The 17375-nt window shown below is 34.3% G+C and carries 16 protein-coding genes; 3 read left to right on the top strand and 13 right to left on the bottom strand.

Translation table 11 applies throughout. From position 1 onward, the window contains the following. Nucleotides 1–107 precede the first annotated feature (107 nt). Nucleotides 108–608 carry an antibiotic biosynthesis monooxygenase family protein gene (locus BR77_RS16725; RefSeq protein ID WP_010050707.1) on the top strand — a complete coding sequence of 167 codons (501 nt, stop codon included), beginning with the start codon at nucleotides 108–110 and terminating at the stop codon, nucleotides 606–608. Between the two features lie 74 nt (nucleotides 609–682). On the opposite strand, the gene BR77_RS16720 is transcribed toward BR77_RS16725, so the two are convergent. The 6 genes from BR77_RS16720 to BR77_RS16695 all read right to left on the bottom strand — a co-directional run bounded on the left by BR77_RS16720 (nucleotide 683) and on the right by BR77_RS16695 (nucleotide 7178). Further along, nucleotides 683–1450 (bottom strand): DUF975 family protein, encoded by a 768-nt coding sequence (locus BR77_RS16720; RefSeq protein ID WP_010050706.1) that lies wholly within the window; start codon nucleotides 1448–1450, stop codon nucleotides 683–685. A 13-nt stretch (nucleotides 1451–1463) separates the two neighbouring features. Further along, nucleotides 1464–2546 (bottom strand): M42 family metallopeptidase, encoded by a 1083-nt coding sequence (locus tag BR77_RS16715; RefSeq protein ID WP_015076951.1) that lies wholly within the window; start codon nucleotides 2544–2546, stop codon nucleotides 1464–1466. A gap of 340 nt (nucleotides 2547–2886) precedes the next feature. Then, complete coding sequence (locus BR77_RS16710) at nucleotides 2887–3075, bottom strand: hypothetical protein (RefSeq protein WP_010050704.1); 189 nt, start codon at nucleotides 3073–3075, stop codon at nucleotides 2887–2889. A gap of 149 nt (nucleotides 3076–3224) precedes the next feature. After that, a complete protein-coding gene (gene dapG / locus BR77_RS16705) occupies nucleotides 3225–4415 on the bottom strand; it encodes an aspartate kinase (protein ID WP_015076952.1) in 1191 nt (396 codons plus the stop codon). A 77-nt stretch (nucleotides 4416–4492) separates the two neighbouring features. Further along, nucleotides 4493–6388 carry an asparagine synthase (glutamine-hydrolyzing) gene (gene asnB / locus BR77_RS16700; RefSeq protein WP_010050702.1) on the bottom strand — a complete coding sequence of 632 codons (1896 nt, stop codon included), beginning with the start codon at nucleotides 6386–6388 and terminating at the stop codon, nucleotides 4493–4495. 196 nt (nucleotides 6389–6584) lie between these two features. Further along, nucleotides 6585–7178 carry a DUF3267 domain-containing protein gene (locus tag BR77_RS16695; RefSeq protein WP_010050700.1) on the bottom strand — a complete coding sequence of 198 codons (594 nt, stop codon included), beginning with the start codon at nucleotides 7176–7178 and terminating at the stop codon, nucleotides 6585–6587. A gap of 109 nt (nucleotides 7179–7287) precedes the next feature. Here BR77_RS16695 and BR77_RS16690 point away from each other — a divergent pair, with 109 nt between their 5' ends. Further along, nucleotides 7288–7929 carry a copper homeostasis protein CutC gene (locus tag BR77_RS16690; RefSeq protein ID WP_015076955.1) on the top strand — a complete coding sequence of 214 codons (642 nt, stop codon included), beginning with the start codon at nucleotides 7288–7290 and terminating at the stop codon, nucleotides 7927–7929. Nucleotides 7930–7982: 53 nt separating this feature from the next. On the opposite strand, the gene BR77_RS16685 is transcribed toward BR77_RS16690, so the two are convergent. From BR77_RS16685 to BR77_RS16660, 6 genes are all read right to left on the bottom strand, one after another. Then, a complete protein-coding gene (locus BR77_RS16685; RefSeq protein WP_015076956.1) occupies nucleotides 7983–8975 on the bottom strand; it encodes a polysaccharide deacetylase family protein in 993 nt (330 codons plus the stop codon). Between the two features lie 317 nt (nucleotides 8976–9292). After that, nucleotides 9293–9505, bottom strand: a complete 213-nt coding sequence (locus BR77_RS16680; protein WP_010050696.1) for a hypothetical protein — start codon at nucleotides 9503–9505, stop codon at nucleotides 9293–9295. Nucleotides 9506–9708: 203 nt separating this feature from the next. Further along, nucleotides 9709–11784, bottom strand: coding sequence for an LTA synthase family protein (locus BR77_RS16675; RefSeq protein ID WP_015076957.1), 2076 nt, complete (start codon nucleotides 11782–11784; stop codon nucleotides 9709–9711). A 179-nt stretch (nucleotides 11785–11963) separates the two neighbouring features. Continuing rightward, nucleotides 11964–12836 carry a homoserine kinase gene (thrB, locus tag BR77_RS16670; RefSeq protein WP_015076960.1) on the bottom strand — a complete coding sequence of 291 codons (873 nt, stop codon included), beginning with the start codon at nucleotides 12834–12836 and terminating at the stop codon, nucleotides 11964–11966. A 108-nt stretch (nucleotides 12837–12944) separates the two neighbouring features. Beyond that, the gene (locus tag BR77_RS16665; protein WP_015076961.1) at nucleotides 12945–14231 is read right to left on the bottom strand and encodes a homoserine dehydrogenase; all 1287 of its coding nucleotides are present in this window, start codon (nucleotides 14229–14231) and stop codon (nucleotides 12945–12947) included. 318 nt (nucleotides 14232–14549) lie between these two features. After that, on the bottom strand, nucleotides 14550–14783 hold the full coding sequence (locus BR77_RS16660) for a YkuJ family protein (RefSeq protein ID WP_010050689.1): 234 nt from the start codon (nucleotides 14781–14783) through the stop codon (nucleotides 14550–14552). A gap of 392 nt (nucleotides 14784–15175) precedes the next feature. Between BR77_RS16660 and BR77_RS16655 the strand changes: the two genes are divergently transcribed. Next, nucleotides 15176–16357, top strand: coding sequence for a pyridoxal phosphate-dependent aminotransferase (locus BR77_RS16655; RefSeq protein ID WP_010050688.1), 1182 nt, complete (start codon nucleotides 15176–15178; stop codon nucleotides 16355–16357). Between the two features lie 65 nt (nucleotides 16358–16422). Here BR77_RS16655 and BR77_RS16650 read toward each other — a convergent pair whose 3' ends face one another. Continuing rightward, nucleotides 16423–17316, bottom strand: coding sequence for an NAD(P)-dependent oxidoreductase (locus BR77_RS16650; protein ID WP_015076962.1), 894 nt, complete (start codon nucleotides 17314–17316; stop codon nucleotides 16423–16425). Nucleotides 17317–17375 lie beyond the last annotated feature (59 nt).

The raw sequence follows: 17375 nt of genomic DNA, 5'->3' as shown, positions 1-17375 counted from the left end.
AAGAAGATACAATCCCTCAAAGTAAAAAGATGCTTTGTGTGTGTATTTTCCTATCTTTTTGTCAAGGTCAGCTCTCAACATATTTTATTAGGAGGAATTGAATTATTATGAGTTTATACGTTTACACAACCACTGGTACCCGCCCTTATTTAACAAAATACTTACACGATGAGCACCCTATGCATAATTTTACTTTAATGCAAAAAACAACTGCTAGTGATATTTATTTACTGCTAGATGAAAGCAATGCTGCCTCTGTTTTTAATGCTCCTTTTGGTTACGAGAATCGATTTCAATATGGATTGAAACCTCATGATGGGATTGCTGTCTTTGAACATATTGGACTAGCTCCAGAAAATGAAAAAAGTTTCCTTCTACAATTTGATCGCATTAAAGAAGATTTAGATGCTCAGCCAGGTCTAGAAGCTTTGTATTTACTGCGCTCAGAAAAAAAAGTCGCTTATGTTATCCTCACTTTTTGGAAAGATGATAGCTATTTCAACAAATGGACCAAATCTGCACATTTCAGACCTTTGGTACCTTACATTACCGATCATCAAACCCGCTCTTCTGATATTACTTATGCGGATATCTTCCAATTACGTTAACAAATAGCACAATTTTTCAGATAAAAAAAGACAGATTTGACGACTTCCATCATCAAATCTGTCTTTTTTACTTTTTAAATCAATTCTTTTAGTTCATTGTTTTCTTTAGCAACATCATAAAATTCTGAAATCGCAACAATTTTATAAGGTACAATCCACAATAATGGAATGACGAATATTCCTAAAAGGTACCAACCTATAAATGAGAGTTGCAACACAAACAAATCCCATAAACGACCTTTTAATAGTGTAAATGCATAGCTAAATACATCACCAAGTTTCATTTCTGGAAAATCCAAACGAATCAGAACTACTATTTGAAAATAACCATCTACTAATGTACCAACACCAGCAATAATCACTACAAAAAGTAAAGTTAATAGAGCAATCGCACTAAAACCTCCAAAACCAACCACGCTTGAAACTAAATTGCCACTTCCACCTGTTAACAACATAGTTGAAATAACACCAAATCCTAAAATACCAATAAAAGGTAAAGCTAAGACAAAACTAGAAATAAGTCCTACTAACCATTCAACTAAGTTTACTAGTAGTAATGGTAAGTAGCGTCCACCATTAAATATACTAAAAATCATACCCACTTCGGCTTTTCCGCCTCTGACTGCATATAAACTTGCATAAAAAATACCATAACCAAAAGCAAAGGTTAGCAACAATTCAGTTAAGGTTGAAACAAATGAATTGTCGCTTCCAAAAATCGAACCAATTCCTCCTGCAACGAGCATAGATAAAATTCCAGAACTTAACATTAACAATGCAAAAGTTCCCCATTGCCCTTCTAAACTTTTTCTAGCTGCTGCTCGATAATCACTACTACGCATATTTATCCTCCTTTTAACCAAATTTAATTTTTTCAACTGTCTTACGATCCAAACGTTTGACAACTTCTGTTACTAACTTCACTGTATTTAAATAGTCATCTTCATGAATCACTGAAGTATGGGAATGTAAATAGCGCGTCGCAACTGTAATAGCTAATGCTGGCATTCCATTTCTCGTAACATGTTGACTTCCTGCATCTGTTCCGCCTCTAGCAATAACAGTATACTGGAATGGAATGTCTAACTCTTCCGCAACAGAAACGACAAAATCACGAAGTTCTTTATGAGCCACCATAGATGCATCATAGATAATAATTTGTGGACCTTGACCTAGTTTTGAATCTGCTTCTTTAGCTGTCATACCTGGTGTATCTCCAGCTGTCCCTGTATCTAAAGCAAAAGCAATATCTGGATCTACCAAATAAGTTGCTGTTTTAGCACCACGTAATCCAACTTCTTCTTGAACATTACCTGCTCCAAAAGCAATATTTGGGTGTCCGCTAGCTTTTAGATTTTCTAAGACTCTTAAAGTTACAGCTAAACCGATTCTATTATCCCAAGCCTTAGCTAAAAGGAATTTTGAATCGTTTAATCGTTTAAATTCAATATATGGAGTCACCATATCACCAGGTTTAACTCCCCACTCCATCGCTTCATCCTTAGATGTTGCACCAATATCAATAAACATATCTTGGATATCGTACGCTTTATTGCGAACTTCTACTGTCAATACATGAGGTGGTTTACAGCCAATTACACCATGTATGACTTTGTTTTTTCCAGTCGTAATCTCAACTTGTTGAGCTAACATGACTTGCGACCACCAGCCACCTAATGTTTGGAATTTAAGAAAACCTTCTTCTGTAATTCCAGTAACCATAAAACCAACTTCATCTAAATGACCTGCAAATAAAACTTTAGGACCTTCTTTGTCTCCAACTTGTTTGGCAATCACACTACCTAAACCGTCATAAAAAACTTTATCTGCGTTCTTTTCAGCATATTTTACAAAAACATCACGCACTTGTCCTTCATTACCAGGTACACCTTTTGCATCTGTTAAATTTTTTAATAATTGCAATTCTTTCTTGTCCATTCCTATTACCTCCCATATCCATCAGCTATCTTATTTGAAAAGCTGTTTCTTAAAAATAATCATGCTTAAACCCATCAATAAGTATACCATTATTCATCTATTTTTTAAATTTATTCTGAATTTATCTGAAAAAAAGATCGTTGAGCCCGTTCAGCTCCGACAAGAAAATAGGGGAATTTGATATGACATTTTTTGTCACGTCGAAATTTCATCTTTTTCTCGAAGAGTTGGCTCATAAGAGCTAGCCTGATAAAAAAACTCGCTTAGCTATTTAGACCTTGTAGAAAAAAAGATTAAAAAGGCACTGGCCTCTCTAATCCCACTTTCCTTTTCCATTAAATTAACGACGATTTCGATCATTCACTTGACGACTAATAAAATTAATCAACCAAACGACTAAAGCGATTGGTACTAAAATTTTAATAATTAAAAATAGAATCGCACTAAATGCTGCTGCAAGAAAACCAAATACCATAATAAACCCGACTGCTGCTAATATATATATCCAAATTGAATTTGTTTGTCTCATGTCGCTCTCCCCTTTTCATTAACTTTATATACCTATAGTAACATAGTGGATTACTGCTGTCCTACATCTAAAGCAGTAACTTTTCATCCGTCTATAGGCTAAAACAAAAAATACCATCTCTAAAACACTAAATTAGAGATGGAGAACTTTTATAAAAAGACATCATGTAATGTACAAACAGCGTTTTGTAAGTTTTCACCAGATACTAAAATCCAAATTGTAGTATAACTATCTGCTGATTGTAATATAGCTATATCTTCTGCCGCTAATGAAGTTACTATTTTAGCTGTAACACCTGGTACGCCTGTAATCCCCGCACCAACAACAGCTACTTTCGCACAATCTTCCAATGTAGAAATAGCTATGTTGTTTTCACTGAAAATAATTTTTGCCAACTCAGCTTCATGTTTCACTAATGTAAATACCACTTGATGTGGAAAAATATTAATGAAATCAACACTTATACCTGCATTTGCTAACAAACTAAAAATAGTTTCTGGCGATTGTTTCGTAGTTTCAATAGTAAATTGAACTAGATTAGATACATGAGCAATTCCTGTCACCAAACGATAATGACCTACCTGCAACTCTGAGTGAGTTACCAAGGTTCCAAGATCTGTAACAGGCAAATAAGTGGAACGAATTCGCAATGGGATTGTAGCTTGCATTGCCAATTCAACTGCTCGTGGATGAATAACCTTTGCTCCTTCATGAGCCATATTACTGACTTCTTGATAACTTACAACCTCTAAAAACTTTGCTTGTTCTACTAACCGAGGATCAGCTGTCATCATCCCTGATACATCTGTGAAAATATCAATGCGCTCAGCTTTAAAAGCTTTACCTAACAATGCAGCTGTAGTGTCACTTCCACCACGACCTATCGTAGTTATATGGCCCGTTTCTGTAACACCCTGAAAACCAGTTACAACCACAACATCTACTTTTTTGAAAAATTCAAAAATAGGTTCTGTTTCAACTCTCAAAACTTTGGCGTTACTGAAATCATCATTTGTAATAATCCCAGCATCTTGCCCAGTTAAAGCCGCGGCAGGCAAACCATTTTTTTTCAGCTGATTTGTAAAGACTGTTGCCGAAATTGTTTCTCCCACAGATAAAAGTAAATCTTTTTCACGTAAATCTAATTGAGTTTCATCACCATCAATTAACGACAACAAAGAATCAGTAGCATATGGATCGCCTAAACGCCCAATTGCAGATACGACTACAATTACTTTATATCCGTCTTTAACGGCTTGAACAATATGTTTCTCTGCTGCTGCTCGGCTTTCATCATCTTTTACTGATGTACCACCAAATTTTTGTACTAAAATTTTCATGTTTAGGAACCATCCTTCTATTTAAAAGAAGTACTTTAAGTAGGTATACTTAAGTACTTCTCATCAAATTTATCAGTCTATTGAATCACAGCTTTGCTATTTGGTAAAACTAAAAATTGCTCACCTGTCTCAACATATAACTTATGCCACACCATAAATGTGATTACTGTCCAAATTTTACGTGAATTATCAAGTTTTCCAGCACAGTGATCTTCTAAAAGTCCTAGAACGTAACTTTTATTGATTAAATGATCTGTTTGAGAGTCAGCAATAATGCCTTTCACCCAACTATTCATCTCATCTTTTAACCAGTGGCGAATCGGAACTGGGAAACCTAGTTTTTTACGATATAAAACATTATCTGGCACAAAACTTTCAGCCGCTTTACGTAAAATATATTTAGTTGTTCCATTTGCAATTCGAATATCCGAAGGCAATTCGCGAGCCACTTTAAAGACTTCCTTATCTAAAAATGGTGTGCGTAGTTCTAGTGAAGCCGCCATTGTTGTTCGATCTGCATTTAATAGTAAATCACCATTTAGCCAAGTATGAATATCAATATACTGCATCCGATCGATTGGATCATAGCCTTTTGAACGATCATAAAAAGGTTTGGTAACATTTTGGTAAGGATGACCAGCTAAATAATTTACCATTAATTTTTTCTTTTCAGCCTCTTCAAAAATTTTAGCATTTCCGACATATCGTTGTTCCATCGGAGTTGTTCCACGTTGGATAAAACTTTTACCACGCATTCCTTCTGGCATAATTTTAGCTAATTGATTTAACCCTTTTTTCAATCCACTTGGTAAACTATCAATGCGTTTTAATGAATTTGGCTCATTATAAATCGTATAACCACCAAAAACTTCATCTGCACCTTCACCAGAAAGTGCAACTTTAACATGTTTACGAGCAATCTCGGCTAAGAAAAATTGTGGTACAGCTGCCGGATCGGCTAGTGGGTCATCCATATGCCAAACAAATCGTGGAAACTCATCCATAAATTGTTGTGCGGTAATAATCTCGCTAATATTTTCAACATTTAAACGATCAGCCGTTTCTTTAGCCACATCAATTTCACTGTAGCCTTCACGTTCAAATCCAACTGAAATAGTTTTAATTTTAGGATTGAATTCTCTAGCAATTGCAACGATAATTGATGAGTCAACACCACCAGATAAAAAGGAACCTACCGTCACATCACTACGCATATGTTTTTCAACTGAATCATACAGGACATCTTTAATTGCCTTAGCAAATTCATCCTCTGATTTTTGAATTGGAGCAAAAGTAGCTTCCCAATAGCGTGTAATTTCCATTTCCCCATTTAATGGTTTTGTAAAATAATGACCTGGTGGTAAACGGTGAATATTTTCTGTTAATGTTTCAGGATCTGGTACAAATTGGAATGTTAAATAATTTTGCAAAGCAACTGGATTGATTTCTTTCTTTTTCAAAATTTCATAAATTGATTTTTTCTCAGAAGCAAAATAGATATTTCCATCTTCTTCTGCGTAATGGAAAGGTTTGATTCCAAAATGGTCTCTAGCCCCATAAACCGATTTTTCAACTTTATCCCAAATTACAAATCCGAACATGCCACGTAAACGTTCTGCTGTTTTTTCTTTGTATTTTGCATAAGTCGCGATGATTACTTCTGTATCGCTGTCTGTTTCAAACGTCAATCCATCAGCAATTAACTCATCACGTAGTTCAATATAATTGTATACTTCACCATTAAAAACAATCCAATAGCGTTCATTTTCATAAGAAAGAGGTTGGTGTCCTTTTTCAACGTCAATAATACTTAAGCGTCTAAAGCCAAAACTAATATGGTCGTCAAAAAAGAAACCTTCATCATCTGGTCCGCGATGAACAATTAATTTATTCATTTCTTTAATTTTCTTTTCATAATCTAGGTCATGGTCATTTAAATCGCTCCCATGAATACACCCTACAAATCCACACATACATTGGTTCCTCTTTTCCTTCATTTCTCGGTATAAATTCTCGTGTCCTTATATTTACTTGTCTTATTATAACTAACAACGGCTGTCGGTTCAACCAATTAAGACGGATTCTTTACATTAAACTTTTGTTAAGTTTTATTCACGAATAGTCTATTTCCATATTTTTCAAAATGTAACAATTGTATTTAAAAATTGACTAATTTTTTTTATATAAATTGATTCCTGTTTCTGTATCTTCAATCCAGTCAATTTCTTTGAATTTAATAAGCAGATAGATAAAATAAAAATCACCTACACACCCCGATGTATGTAGAGCAAATAACAGGAATGCACTAATGGGAATATATTGGGCAAGAATAAAATAAAGTAAAGACAGTCCTACAAATGGGCTCAGAGCAATCACTTTAAATTGCCAAGCTCGAAAATAACTCCCTGAGGCTTCAGCATAGGCCATACCTCTTTTAAAACCAAAAGTCACTTTTTTGGCACCAAAGACTTTAAAAAAAAGCCCATGTATCGCTTCATGAAGAACTAGAGAAATAAAAAATAGCAAAATAATACTGATTAATTTCTCACTAAGAAGCAAAATAATTCTAACCAAACTAGTTTCAGCGTTGAAATCCAAAAAGCTTAACTCATTTTTTAAAACAGAGTCATTCATCGCAATATAGCCTACTGGAACTAATAATAATAGCAAAAAAATAATCAAGGAGAGACGACTTAACAATTGAAGCAATGGTCTGTTTTCGATTAAGTTCACTTTTTTGTATAAGATTAATTCTTTTTTCATATTTACTCCCTCCTCTGTTCGTATTATAACAGATTAAATCTGTTTTTTTCAGCAGTCAAAATCTTATCTATGTTATAATGAGCTATCTTTATATTGGAGAGTGATTGTTTTGTTATTAAAAGAAGTCTGTGTTGAAAATTTCACCTTGATTCCAGAAGCATTGTCTCGCGGAGCAAATCGTGTTGAATTATGTGATAATTTAACTGTTGGAGGCACAACAGTAAGTACGGGCGTAATGGAAGAGACCATTCATTATTGTGGAGAAAAGCATGTCCCTGTCATGGCGATTATTCGACCTCGAGGCGGAAATTTTATTTTTCATGATACCGAGCTTAAAATTATGAAAACAGATTTAATGGAAGCCAAAAAGTTAGGCGTGGATGGTGTTGTAATCGGTTGTTTAACAGCAGATAATTGGATTGACGAAGACGCCATTACAGATTTATTAGATGAAGCAAGTGGTTTACAAGTAACATTTCACATGGCTTTTGATGAAATTCCAGCAGATAAACAATTTGCTGCTATTGATTGGTTAGTAGAGCAAGGTGTTGAGCGTATCCTAACCCATGGAGGACCTAGTCACTTGGCTATTGAGAGCACCCTACCTCGATTAAAAGAACTAGTTGCATACGCTGATAAGCGTATTATTATTTTACCTGGTGGCGGAATTACAAATGAAAATGCTGATTTTATCGCACAAGAACTAGGTGTTAATGAAATCCATGGTACCAAAATAGTTGGCACACTGTAAAATAAAAAATGCGGTTTTCCTTTGCTGGAAAATCGCATTTTCAAATTGAACTACTAACGAACATCACTCGCTTGATAATATTGTTTCTCACCACTTAAAACTCCACCATATAAGTCACTTATCGAGACAAAACTATAACCCTGTTTTTTCAAAGAAATGATTGTAGTTTCTAATGCATCTGCTGTCGTCGGATGGATGTCGTGCATTAGCACAATCGCTCCCGACGTTGAACTACGCATAACTTCTTGATAAATCATATCCGCATTTTTAGATTTCCAATCTTCTGTATCAACTGACCATTCTATAATTGGCATCTGGTAGACTGCGATTAATTTATCATCAATCAATCCATAAGGCGGACGTAATAATTTAATTTGATAATTAGCGATATTTTGAATAATTTCATTTGTTGCGGAAACTTGATATTGGGCTTCCTCTATCGAGAGTGATGTTAATTTAGGGTGAGATAAGGTATGATTCCCAATCTCATGTCCCTCTGAAATTTCACGTCTAATCAATTCCGGATTGGCTTTAGCACTTTGACCCGTAACAAAAAAAGTAGCCTTTACATCTTGTTTTTTTAAGATATCTAAAACTCTAGGTGTCACACTCGCGCTAGGTCCATCATCAAAGGTTAGAGCAATCACTTTATTTTTGACAACAGGTGGAATTCCCGCTTGTTTTTTTATCTTTAATATCTGACCATCCTTAATTTTGTCTGATGATAACTGGTTCCAGCTTTTGATTTCATCTACCGTCATTTGATTACGCGTTGCAATCCGCCAAAGAGTTTCACCAGGCTGCACTATATACTCCATTTGATTTTCAAGAATAACTGGACCTGTTTTAGGTAGTTCCTTAGCAGTTAATGTTGGATTTTTCACTTTTATTATTTGGCCTGCATAAACTGTATCTGATTCCATATCATTCCATTCTTTTAATTCAGCAATAGTTATTCCATAACTCTTAGCAATCCGCCAAACTGTTTCCCCTTTTTGAACTTTATGGGTTTCACTATTTTCAGCTTGAGCATCAACTGATTTCATGGACAGATTTATAAATTGTATTATTAGTAAAAAAAATAGAACTCGTTTCCATTTTCGCATAAAAAACTCCTCACAATTCTTTTAAGAATCACACCTCGCGAACTATGCTTAGCGTAAACACGAGTGCATATATATCTATTATCATATGCTAAAAACAAGTAATTTTCTTTTCTATTTTTCCCATTAAAATAGGTCATTTTAGAAAAAATAACAAAAAAATAACCATCCAAACAACTTATCTTATACAGTGTTTGGATAATTATACCTATTTTCATAAAACAGATAACAAAAAAAGTGTCTGTTTTTTATTTTTAAAATTAGTCTAATGAATTTAAAAAGGTTGAATATTTTTCTACTTCTAACGAATAATGAATCTCAGGTCGATCAATTAATGCAGCGATTAGAGATAAATCATGGAGACATAGCACACGATAATTAGCGATTAGCCAGCATAAAGCAGATACTCGATCAACTTCTTGATTTTTTATTTTTTGAACATATTTTTTTATTTCTTCACCAGTTATTTCCATATGTTTTCCCCATCCTCCTTATCCGCTTCTTTAATAAACCCATATTCAGAAAACGCTTTCTTAAAGTATAACGAAATTAATTATTTTTTCAATCGTTTTCACTTATCTTCAGTATTAATCTTCTTTTTTTGTGCAGGTTGCCAAAATTAATTGTCTAATAAAAAAAGGTAAGCACTGAGAGTGCCTACCTTTTTTTGCGCATGCTATTTCAGTTCAGGGGCATCCGTTTGATAAAGATTAACCGTTGACTGATTGTTATGTTCTTGTAATAATGTTTTACTCTTCACTTCTTTTGCAGCTTCTTCTAATTGTTTTATACCACTTTTAAACGTATAGCTATATTTTTCTTTATCTACGACATTAAAACCTTTCGGGGTATAAAAACGCAATAGATCCCCAGTTATTACTCGATCTGATAAAGCTAATTCTTTTTCTACATGTTGTTTTTCTTGATCAAAAATAACTTTTTGCTCCTCTGTTAAATCAGTTATTTCCTCACCAGTTGCTGTGTTATAAATAGTACCATGAACTTTTGTAAAATTTTTGGAAACAAAATCGCCATTTCTAAATGGTACTATTTGTTGATTATCAGTAGCTAATAAATCACTACCAAATTGAATATAATCTGTTGTTTGTTCTCCAAGTAAATGAAGTAAGGTTGGCAAGACATCAATTTCTCCACCATAGGTATGATTGATACCCCCTTTTAAACCTGGAGCATGGATCATAAATGGAACTTTTTGAAACATTGCATCATCAAAATCAGTATATTCTTTGGTCCCTAATAATTGACTAACTGCATTTCCATGATTACTGGAGATTCCATAATGGTCACCATACATTAAAATCAAACTATCATCATACAATCCTGAATCTTTTAAATATGCTAAAAATTCCTTAATTGCTTCATCTAAATAACGTGCTGTTTGTACATACCCATCAACAGTACTATCCCCCGTTGTTGTTTTAGGAATAGTTGCATTTGCTTCATCTAACGGATATGGATAATGATTGGTTACCGTAATCATTTTCGCATAAAAAGGTTGTGGCAGTTGCTCTAAATATTTGGCAGATTGGCTTAGAAATATTTTATCTTTCAATCCATAGCCTAAATCATAATCCTTACCTTTTGGATAATAACTAGAATCAAAGAAATAATTATATCCCCACGATTTATAGGTATTATCCCGATTCCAAAAACTAGCTACATCACCATGAAAAGCTGCAGTTGTGTAGCCTTTTTGGTTTAAAATAGCGGGTGCAGCTTGAAAAGTATTTTCAGTTCCATTAGAAACCATTGCCGAACCTTCTGAAAGACCATATAACGAATTTTCTAACATCATTTCAGCATCACTTGTTTTTCCTTGCCCTACTTGATGGAAAAAATTATCAAAAGAAACGGTGTTTGAATCATGATAAAACTCATTCAACGTAGGTGTAACTTCTACGCCATTTGATTTATAATCAATCATAAACTGTTGAAAACTTTCTAAATGAATCACAAATACATTTTTTCCAGCAGCTTTTCCAAAATAATCAACATTTGGTGTGAGTTGTTTTGATTGAATGTATTCTTTGACCTCATCCATCTGACTGCCATCTGCGTTCGCCTTAGTTGCGTTTGCTTGGGCCGTTTTGATTCCATCATAGACAGTGTAGGCATTTAAGCCTAAATATTTAATAATATAATTGCGGTCAAAAGTTCGAGTTAATAATTGAGGACGATCCATCTCAGCTAGACTTAAATTTGTAGCAAATAAAGCCATTGCTATAGCCGTTACTGAAAAGGCCACTCTTTTCTTTATCACTGTTTGATCAATTTTAACAATTTTAAAAATCAATAGACTTGCTAATAGCAGCAAATCAAGGAAAACAAAGAAATCCGAAATATGTACTAAGCTTTTAAAACTTGAATCCATATTCCCTGAGACAGCTGACGCACTTTTAATAATGTTAATAGTCATAAAATCTGAGAACTCACGATAGTAAACCACATTAGCAAACAGCCAAAGTGTCATAATGAAATCAGTTACTAAAAGCACAATATAAGATTTTCGACCATTTGAGAATAAAGAAATCCCAAAAAGTAACAATGTAAAACTAATCGGATTTACGAAAAGTAAAACTTGCTGAAAACTCCCTGAAACGCCTAATGAAAATTTAGTTTTATAGACTACGTACGTTTTTAACCAAAATAATAGAACTGCAACTAAAAAGAAACCCATTCGTTTATTTAGTATCCGTGACATAATCGTCATATTTTTTCGTTTTTCTTTCATACTGACTTGCCTCCATAAAACTTTTTTTCAATACTTTTTGCTAACTAATCCTACTACCATTTGAAAAAAGATACAATATAAACAATAGAGAATTAATACAACTTAAGAAAGTTTTAATAAAATAGACACTTACAACGAAAAAAACTCAGACCTAAAATGGTCTGAGTCTAACATACTAGTTACTGATGACTGATTTGGACACCAAAGCGGTCAATATCAAAGGCTTCAATCTTTGCTTCATTGTCTACTTCTTTCAGCAAGCTCATGAGAAGTTTTAATTTATCTTTAGGAACCAATACTAAAACTGTTGGTCCTGCTCCACTTAAAAAGGTACCATAAGCGCCATTTTCTTGACTAATCTCTCGAATTTTTTCCAAATGAGGAATCAATTTTTTTCGATAAATTTCATGCCATAAATCTTGTTCCATCATTTGACCAGCTAAAAATAAATTTCCTTCTAAAACAGACGCAATCATTACATTGGCAATTGAGCTGGCTTTGACAGCTTCAGAGTAACTCAATTCACTCGGTAAGACTGTTCGGCTTTCGCTAGTTAACAATTCCTTTTGAGGAATAAAAGCGATAATCCCAGTTTCAGGAAAAGTATGTTTAACAGCGAAGACATCTTGATTTATTTTTGTTGCAACTACAAAATCACCTAAAATAGCGGGTGCAACATTATCTGGATGACCTTCAATCAAGGTAGCTATTTCAACTTTTTTAGCAGCAGTTAATTGTAAATCAGCTAATTGATTCGCTAATTCAATCCCAGCAACTATAGCAGCCGAACTACTACCTAGACCTCTTGTTGATGGTACATCAGAAGTCATTTTTAATTTTCTAGGCGCTAAATCTGGGGCTAAAGATAGAGCAGTCATGACAATCACATTTTTAGAATCGGTTGGAATTCCCGAACCTAATTGATGTTCCACTTCCCAACTATCTTGTTCCGCTCCCACCTCTAAAGTTAAGTAAAGTTGTAAAGCTAACCCACAAGAATCAAACCCAGGACCTAAATTAGCCGTTGTCCCAGGAACTTTAATCCGTAACACATCGATCACCTCTTAATAAAAAGTTTTAGGAAATTCTCAAAAAATATCTATTTTCTTTTTTGGGAATTTATCTTTTTCCGAATAGTTGGCTCGTATGAAAAAACTTACTTAGCCTTCCATTACTTTAAAATGAACTAACAAGTCCATATCTTTCGCTTGTTCCACTTGTTTTAAAATTTCTTTTTGTTGTTTCTTATTCATTTTATGGGTAATAATAACGACTTTAGATGTTTGACTAGCTTGCGGTTCTTGGATAATCTTATCAAATCCAACATCACTCGCTGCAAAAATCTTAGTTAATTCTAAAAATAATCCCGTTTTGTCTAACATTTCAATTGCTAAATAATATTTTGCATAAACTTCTTCATCTGGAGTCAATTTAGTCTCTAACTGATAAGAGTTAAATACATTTCCCGTTGTACCTAAACGAATATTTTTAGCTACAGTAATCAAATCACTTACGACACTCGTTGCCGTTGGCAATTCTCCTGCTCCTGGACCATAAAACATCGTTTCACCTACAGCTGCTCCTTGAACAACTACTGCATTATTCTCATTATGCACCCCTGCTAGAGGATGATCTTGTGGAACCAATACAGGCCCTACATCAACAACAACACTGCCATTGGCCTCTTCAGCTGAACCAATTAACTTGATTTTATAACCCAATTGTTTAGCAGTCTCAATGTCAATTGATTTCACATGACGGATTCCTCGAGTTTCGATTTGGTCTAAATCAACATGCATCCCAAAAGCTAACCGTGTTAAAATAACCATCTTACGAGCAGCATCAATCCCATCGACATCATTTGTAGGATCGCTCTCAGCAAAACCTAAATCTTGAGCCTCTTTTAGAACCTCTTCATACGATTTATTTTCAGCTGTCATTTTAGTCAACATAAAATTAGTTGTTCCATTTACAATACCCAAAACTTTTTTGATATTATCTGAAGCTAGACTATCCACAATTGTTCTTAAAATGGGAATTCCTCCAGCAACACTTGCTTCATAATAAAGGTCACATTGATTTTCTTTAGCTAAAGCCACTAATTCCTTGCCATGTAAAGCAATTAAATCCTTATTGGCTGTGACAACATGTTTTCCAGCTTTTAATGCTCGACTAATATACTCTTTAGCAACATCTATACTTCCCATCACTTCTAATACAACTGCAATTTCAGAATCATTTAAAATGTCATCTGCATTTGTCGTTAATTCGATCCCTTCAGAAATTAATCCTCGATTTTTTTCAATATTTCGGACTAAGACCTTTTTTATCGAAATTTCTTCACCTGTTACTTGACCAATTTTTTCATTATGATCTTTTAAAATGCGAATCACACCACTACCTACTGTTCCAAAACCTAATATACCTACTTGAATTTGTTTTTTCATACGCTTAAGCTCCTCCTTCACACAGTTTCATTTCATATTTCTTCAATTTTGCTTCAGAAATCTTGTTGTCTTATTTAATTTCAACTTGTAATTATAAAATAAAACACATTGAACTTTCATGTGTTTTTAATCAACTATTGTAAACTAGTATACCGAATTATCTACCTTTCCACCAGTCTAAATTAAAAATATAAAAAAAAGAGCCCAATTTCTGACATTTTTTATTCATAAAAAAACAAACAGTTTTTTGTTTTAGTATTCTAACTGCATTTGACTGTACAAAAAAAGGAAAGACGCATTTGCCTCTTCCCATCATTATTAATCTTGTAACAATTCGTAAATTTCAATTGCAATTAGATCAATGTCATCAAATTGATAAACTGAATGATCTGATACTTCCTCTAATTCATAAGTTTCTGCTTTAGGATCATAGCTAATTAAGCAACGTTCTTGACCTTCTTTTTCAAATCGACGAACTTGAACTTCACTGTCCGTATTTTCTTGCATTGCTTCTAATCTGTGGATAATAGCCACTAATTGGGAAGATTTCATTGTTTTGTGCCCCTTTCAAACTTGACTCTTTATTATTCTAACAGATTTTATTGTAAAACGCATTAATCAAACTCCATTCTCATTAAAAAAAAAGAATTTAACACAGCTTTCTAGCAAATCTTTTTTCATAATAAAATAACCGAATTCATTATACAACGTTCAGTGAGCATTGTATAGTTTAATTTAATTGAATAAATCATTGTCTCAATAAAACTACATACCCTTTCAAAAAGCGGACTATTTTGAGTTAGCTTAGTAGTTAACCTCGTCTATACTCAGTTAGTGAAAAAAGATTATTTGCTTATTTTCAACAGAAATAGGATACTTGCTTTTCATTTTATGGTAAAATAGCTTAAATTAGAGTAAGAGTTAAGGAATAGGGGGAACTATGAATGACAGTATTATCAGAAAAATTTAATCAACAAACCTATAAAATCGAGGTTTCAGATATTCGTAGATTTGACGAAAGAGTCTCTGTAATTGAAGACATGCTGAAACTAACCTTAGGTGAACCAGACTTCAACACACCAGAACATGTAAAATTAGCTGGTATCTCTGCAATTGAAAACAATGACTCCCATTATACTGGCATGGCTGGTGATTTAGAATTACGTAAAGCTGTCGCTACTTTTATGCAAAAAAAATATCAGGTTTCTTTTGCCCCTGAAAATGAAATTTTGGTCACTGTCGGAGCTACTGAAGCTCTTTCAGCAAGTCTTTTGGCTGTTTTAAATCCAGGAGATAAAATTATTGTTCCAACACCAATTTACCCTGGGTATGAACCATTGATTACGCTAGCTCGAGCTGAGCCTATCTATATAGACACTACGTCTAATGGCTTTGTTTTAACTCCAGAAATGATTGAAGCAGCAATGCTTGAACACGGGGACCAGGTTAAAGCGATCATTCTAAATTATCCCAGCAACCCAACCGGAGTGACATACAACCGTGAAGAAGTGAAAGCAATTGCAGATGCTGTTAAAAAATATAGTATTTTTGTGATCAGTGATGAAATTTATAGTGAGTTAACCTACGGAGAAACGCATGTTTCAATTGCTGAATTTGCTAGAGACCAAACCATTCTAATTAATGGACTTTCAAAATCCCATGCCATGACTGGTTGGAGAATTGGTTTTATCTTAGCTCCACAAGAGCTAATTGGTCAAATTGTTAAAGTCCATCAATACCTGGTTACTAGCGCAACTACTATGGCTCAAAAAGCTGCGATTGCTGCTTTAACTGCTGGAGCGGATGATGCTTTACCAATGAAAATTGAATACATGAAACGCCGTGATTTCCTTTATGAAAAAATGAAAAATCTGGGCTTCGAAATTGCCAGACCAAATGGTGCATTTTATATTTTCGCTAAAATTCCAGATGGCTATACTCAAAATAGTATGAACTTCTGTGTGGATTTAGCTGAAAAGAACAAACTAGCTATTATTCCTGGATCTGCATTTGGAGCCGCTGGTGAAGGCTTTGTCCGTTTAAGCTACGCTGCAAGCATGGAAAAATTAGAACTGGCAATGGAGCGCTTAACAGCCTATATGGCAACAAATAAGTCAACTCCTTAACTAAGGCATAAGCAAAAGCCGTTTACACCAAGTATCATATGGTGTAAACGGCTTTTTAAATTCCCTTAGTTTCTTTTTGGTTGAACGCCAGCAGGCCACCATAATTTAATTAAGGCTTGTGTTCCATCGTTGCCATGACCTTGATTTTCCAATTTTTCATATAATTCTTTTGCTAAGCTTGTACCTGGTAATTGAATATCCATTTTTTCAGCTTCAGCTAATGCAATCTTTAAATCTTTGACAAAATGTTTCACAAAAAAACCAGCAGTGAAATCTTCTCTTAAAATTCTAGGCGCATAATTTGTTAAAGACCAGTTTTGGGCACTTCCTCCACCAACAGTATCCAAGACACTTTCCAATTCTAAGCCAGCAGCATTTGCATAAACTAGTAATTCAGACATGCCCACCATTGTACCAGCTATCATAATTTGATTAGCCATTTTAGTATGCTGTCCGCTTCCAGCTGCCCCTTGTAGCTTAACTTTTCCAGAAAATACATTGAAAATAGGTTCAACGATTTGATAAGCCTCTTTCGTGCCGCCTACCATAATCGTTAAAGTGCCGTTTTTAGCCCCTAGATCGCCTCCTGAGACTGGAGCATCTAGAACCTCAATTTTTCTTTCTCTACCTGTAGCAAAGATTTTTTGTGCTAATGAAGGCGTGCTAGTAGTCATATCAACTAAAATCTTCTCACTAGTCGCTCCAGCAAAAATTCCATCTTCACTATAGTAGACTTCCTCAACGTCTTTAGGATAGCCAACAATCGTAAAAACAATATCACTTTCTATAGTCACTGCCTTCGGTGTATCTTGCCAAATTGCCCCAAGACTAACAACCTCATCTGCTTTGCTCTTAGTTCGGTTATAAATATTTACTTCATATCCGTCTTTTAATAAATGTTTGACAATAGACGCCCCCATAACCCCTACGCCAATAAAACCAATCTTTTGTTTACTCATGCAACCCATCCTCTCTTAATCCTCTACCATTAAGTATAGGTCAATTTATAAAAAAATAC

The sequence above is a fragment of the Carnobacterium maltaromaticum DSM 20342 genome (genome assembly GCF_000744945.1).
GTDB lineage: Bacteria > Bacillota > Bacilli > Lactobacillales > Carnobacteriaceae > Carnobacterium > Carnobacterium maltaromaticum.
Note: the sequence above shows the minus strand (reverse complement) of the source record. Positions and strands in the feature narration are given on the sequence as shown.

What these genes read in the sequence shown, in the direction of transcription:
- BR77_RS16725 (WP_010050707.1), top strand. Translation starts at nt 108, where the DNA reads ATGAGTTTATACGTTTACACAACCACTGGTACCCGCCCTTATTTAACA.
- BR77_RS16660 (WP_010050689.1), bottom strand. Translation starts at nt 14,783, where the DNA reads ATGAAATCTTCCCAATTAGTGGCTATTATCCACAGATTAGAAGCAATG.
- BR77_RS16695 (WP_010050700.1), bottom strand. Translation starts at nt 7,178, where the DNA reads ATGAAAAAAGAATTAATCTTATACAAAAAAGTGAACTTAATCGAAAAC.
- asnB (WP_010050702.1), bottom strand. Translation starts at nt 6,388, where the DNA reads ATGTGTGGATTTGTAGGGTGTATTCATGGGAGCGATTTAAATGACCAT.
- BR77_RS16665 (WP_015076961.1), bottom strand. Translation starts at nt 14,231, where the DNA reads ATGAAAAAACAAATTCAAGTAGGTATATTAGGTTTTGGAACAGTAGGT.
- BR77_RS16650 (WP_015076962.1), bottom strand. Translation starts at nt 17,316, where the DNA reads ATGAGTAAACAAAAGATTGGTTTTATTGGCGTAGGGGTTATGGGGGCG.
- BR77_RS16675 (WP_015076957.1), bottom strand. Translation starts at nt 11,784, where the DNA reads ATGAAAGAAAAACGAAAAAATATGACGATTATGTCACGGATACTAAAT.
- dapG (WP_015076952.1), bottom strand. Translation starts at nt 4,415, where the DNA reads ATGAAAATTTTAGTACAAAAATTTGGTGGTACATCAGTAAAAGATGAT.
- BR77_RS16685 (WP_015076956.1), bottom strand. Translation starts at nt 8,975, where the DNA reads ATGAAATCAGTTGATGCTCAAGCTGAAAATAGTGAAACCCATAAAGTT.
- BR77_RS16720 (WP_010050706.1), bottom strand. Translation starts at nt 1,450, where the DNA reads ATGCGTAGTAGTGATTATCGAGCAGCAGCTAGAAAAAGTTTAGAAGGG.
- BR77_RS16710 (WP_010050704.1), bottom strand. Translation starts at nt 3,075, where the DNA reads ATGAGACAAACAAATTCAATTTGGATATATATATTAGCAGCAGTCGGG.
- BR77_RS16715 (WP_015076951.1), bottom strand. Translation starts at nt 2,546, where the DNA reads ATGGACAAGAAAGAATTGCAATTATTAAAAAATTTAACAGATGCAAAA.
- BR77_RS16680 (WP_010050696.1), bottom strand. Translation starts at nt 9,505, where the DNA reads ATGGAAATAACTGGTGAAGAAATAAAAAAATATGTTCAAAAAATAAAA.
- BR77_RS16655 (WP_010050688.1), top strand. Translation starts at nt 15,176, where the DNA reads ATGACAGTATTATCAGAAAAATTTAATCAACAAACCTATAAAATCGAG.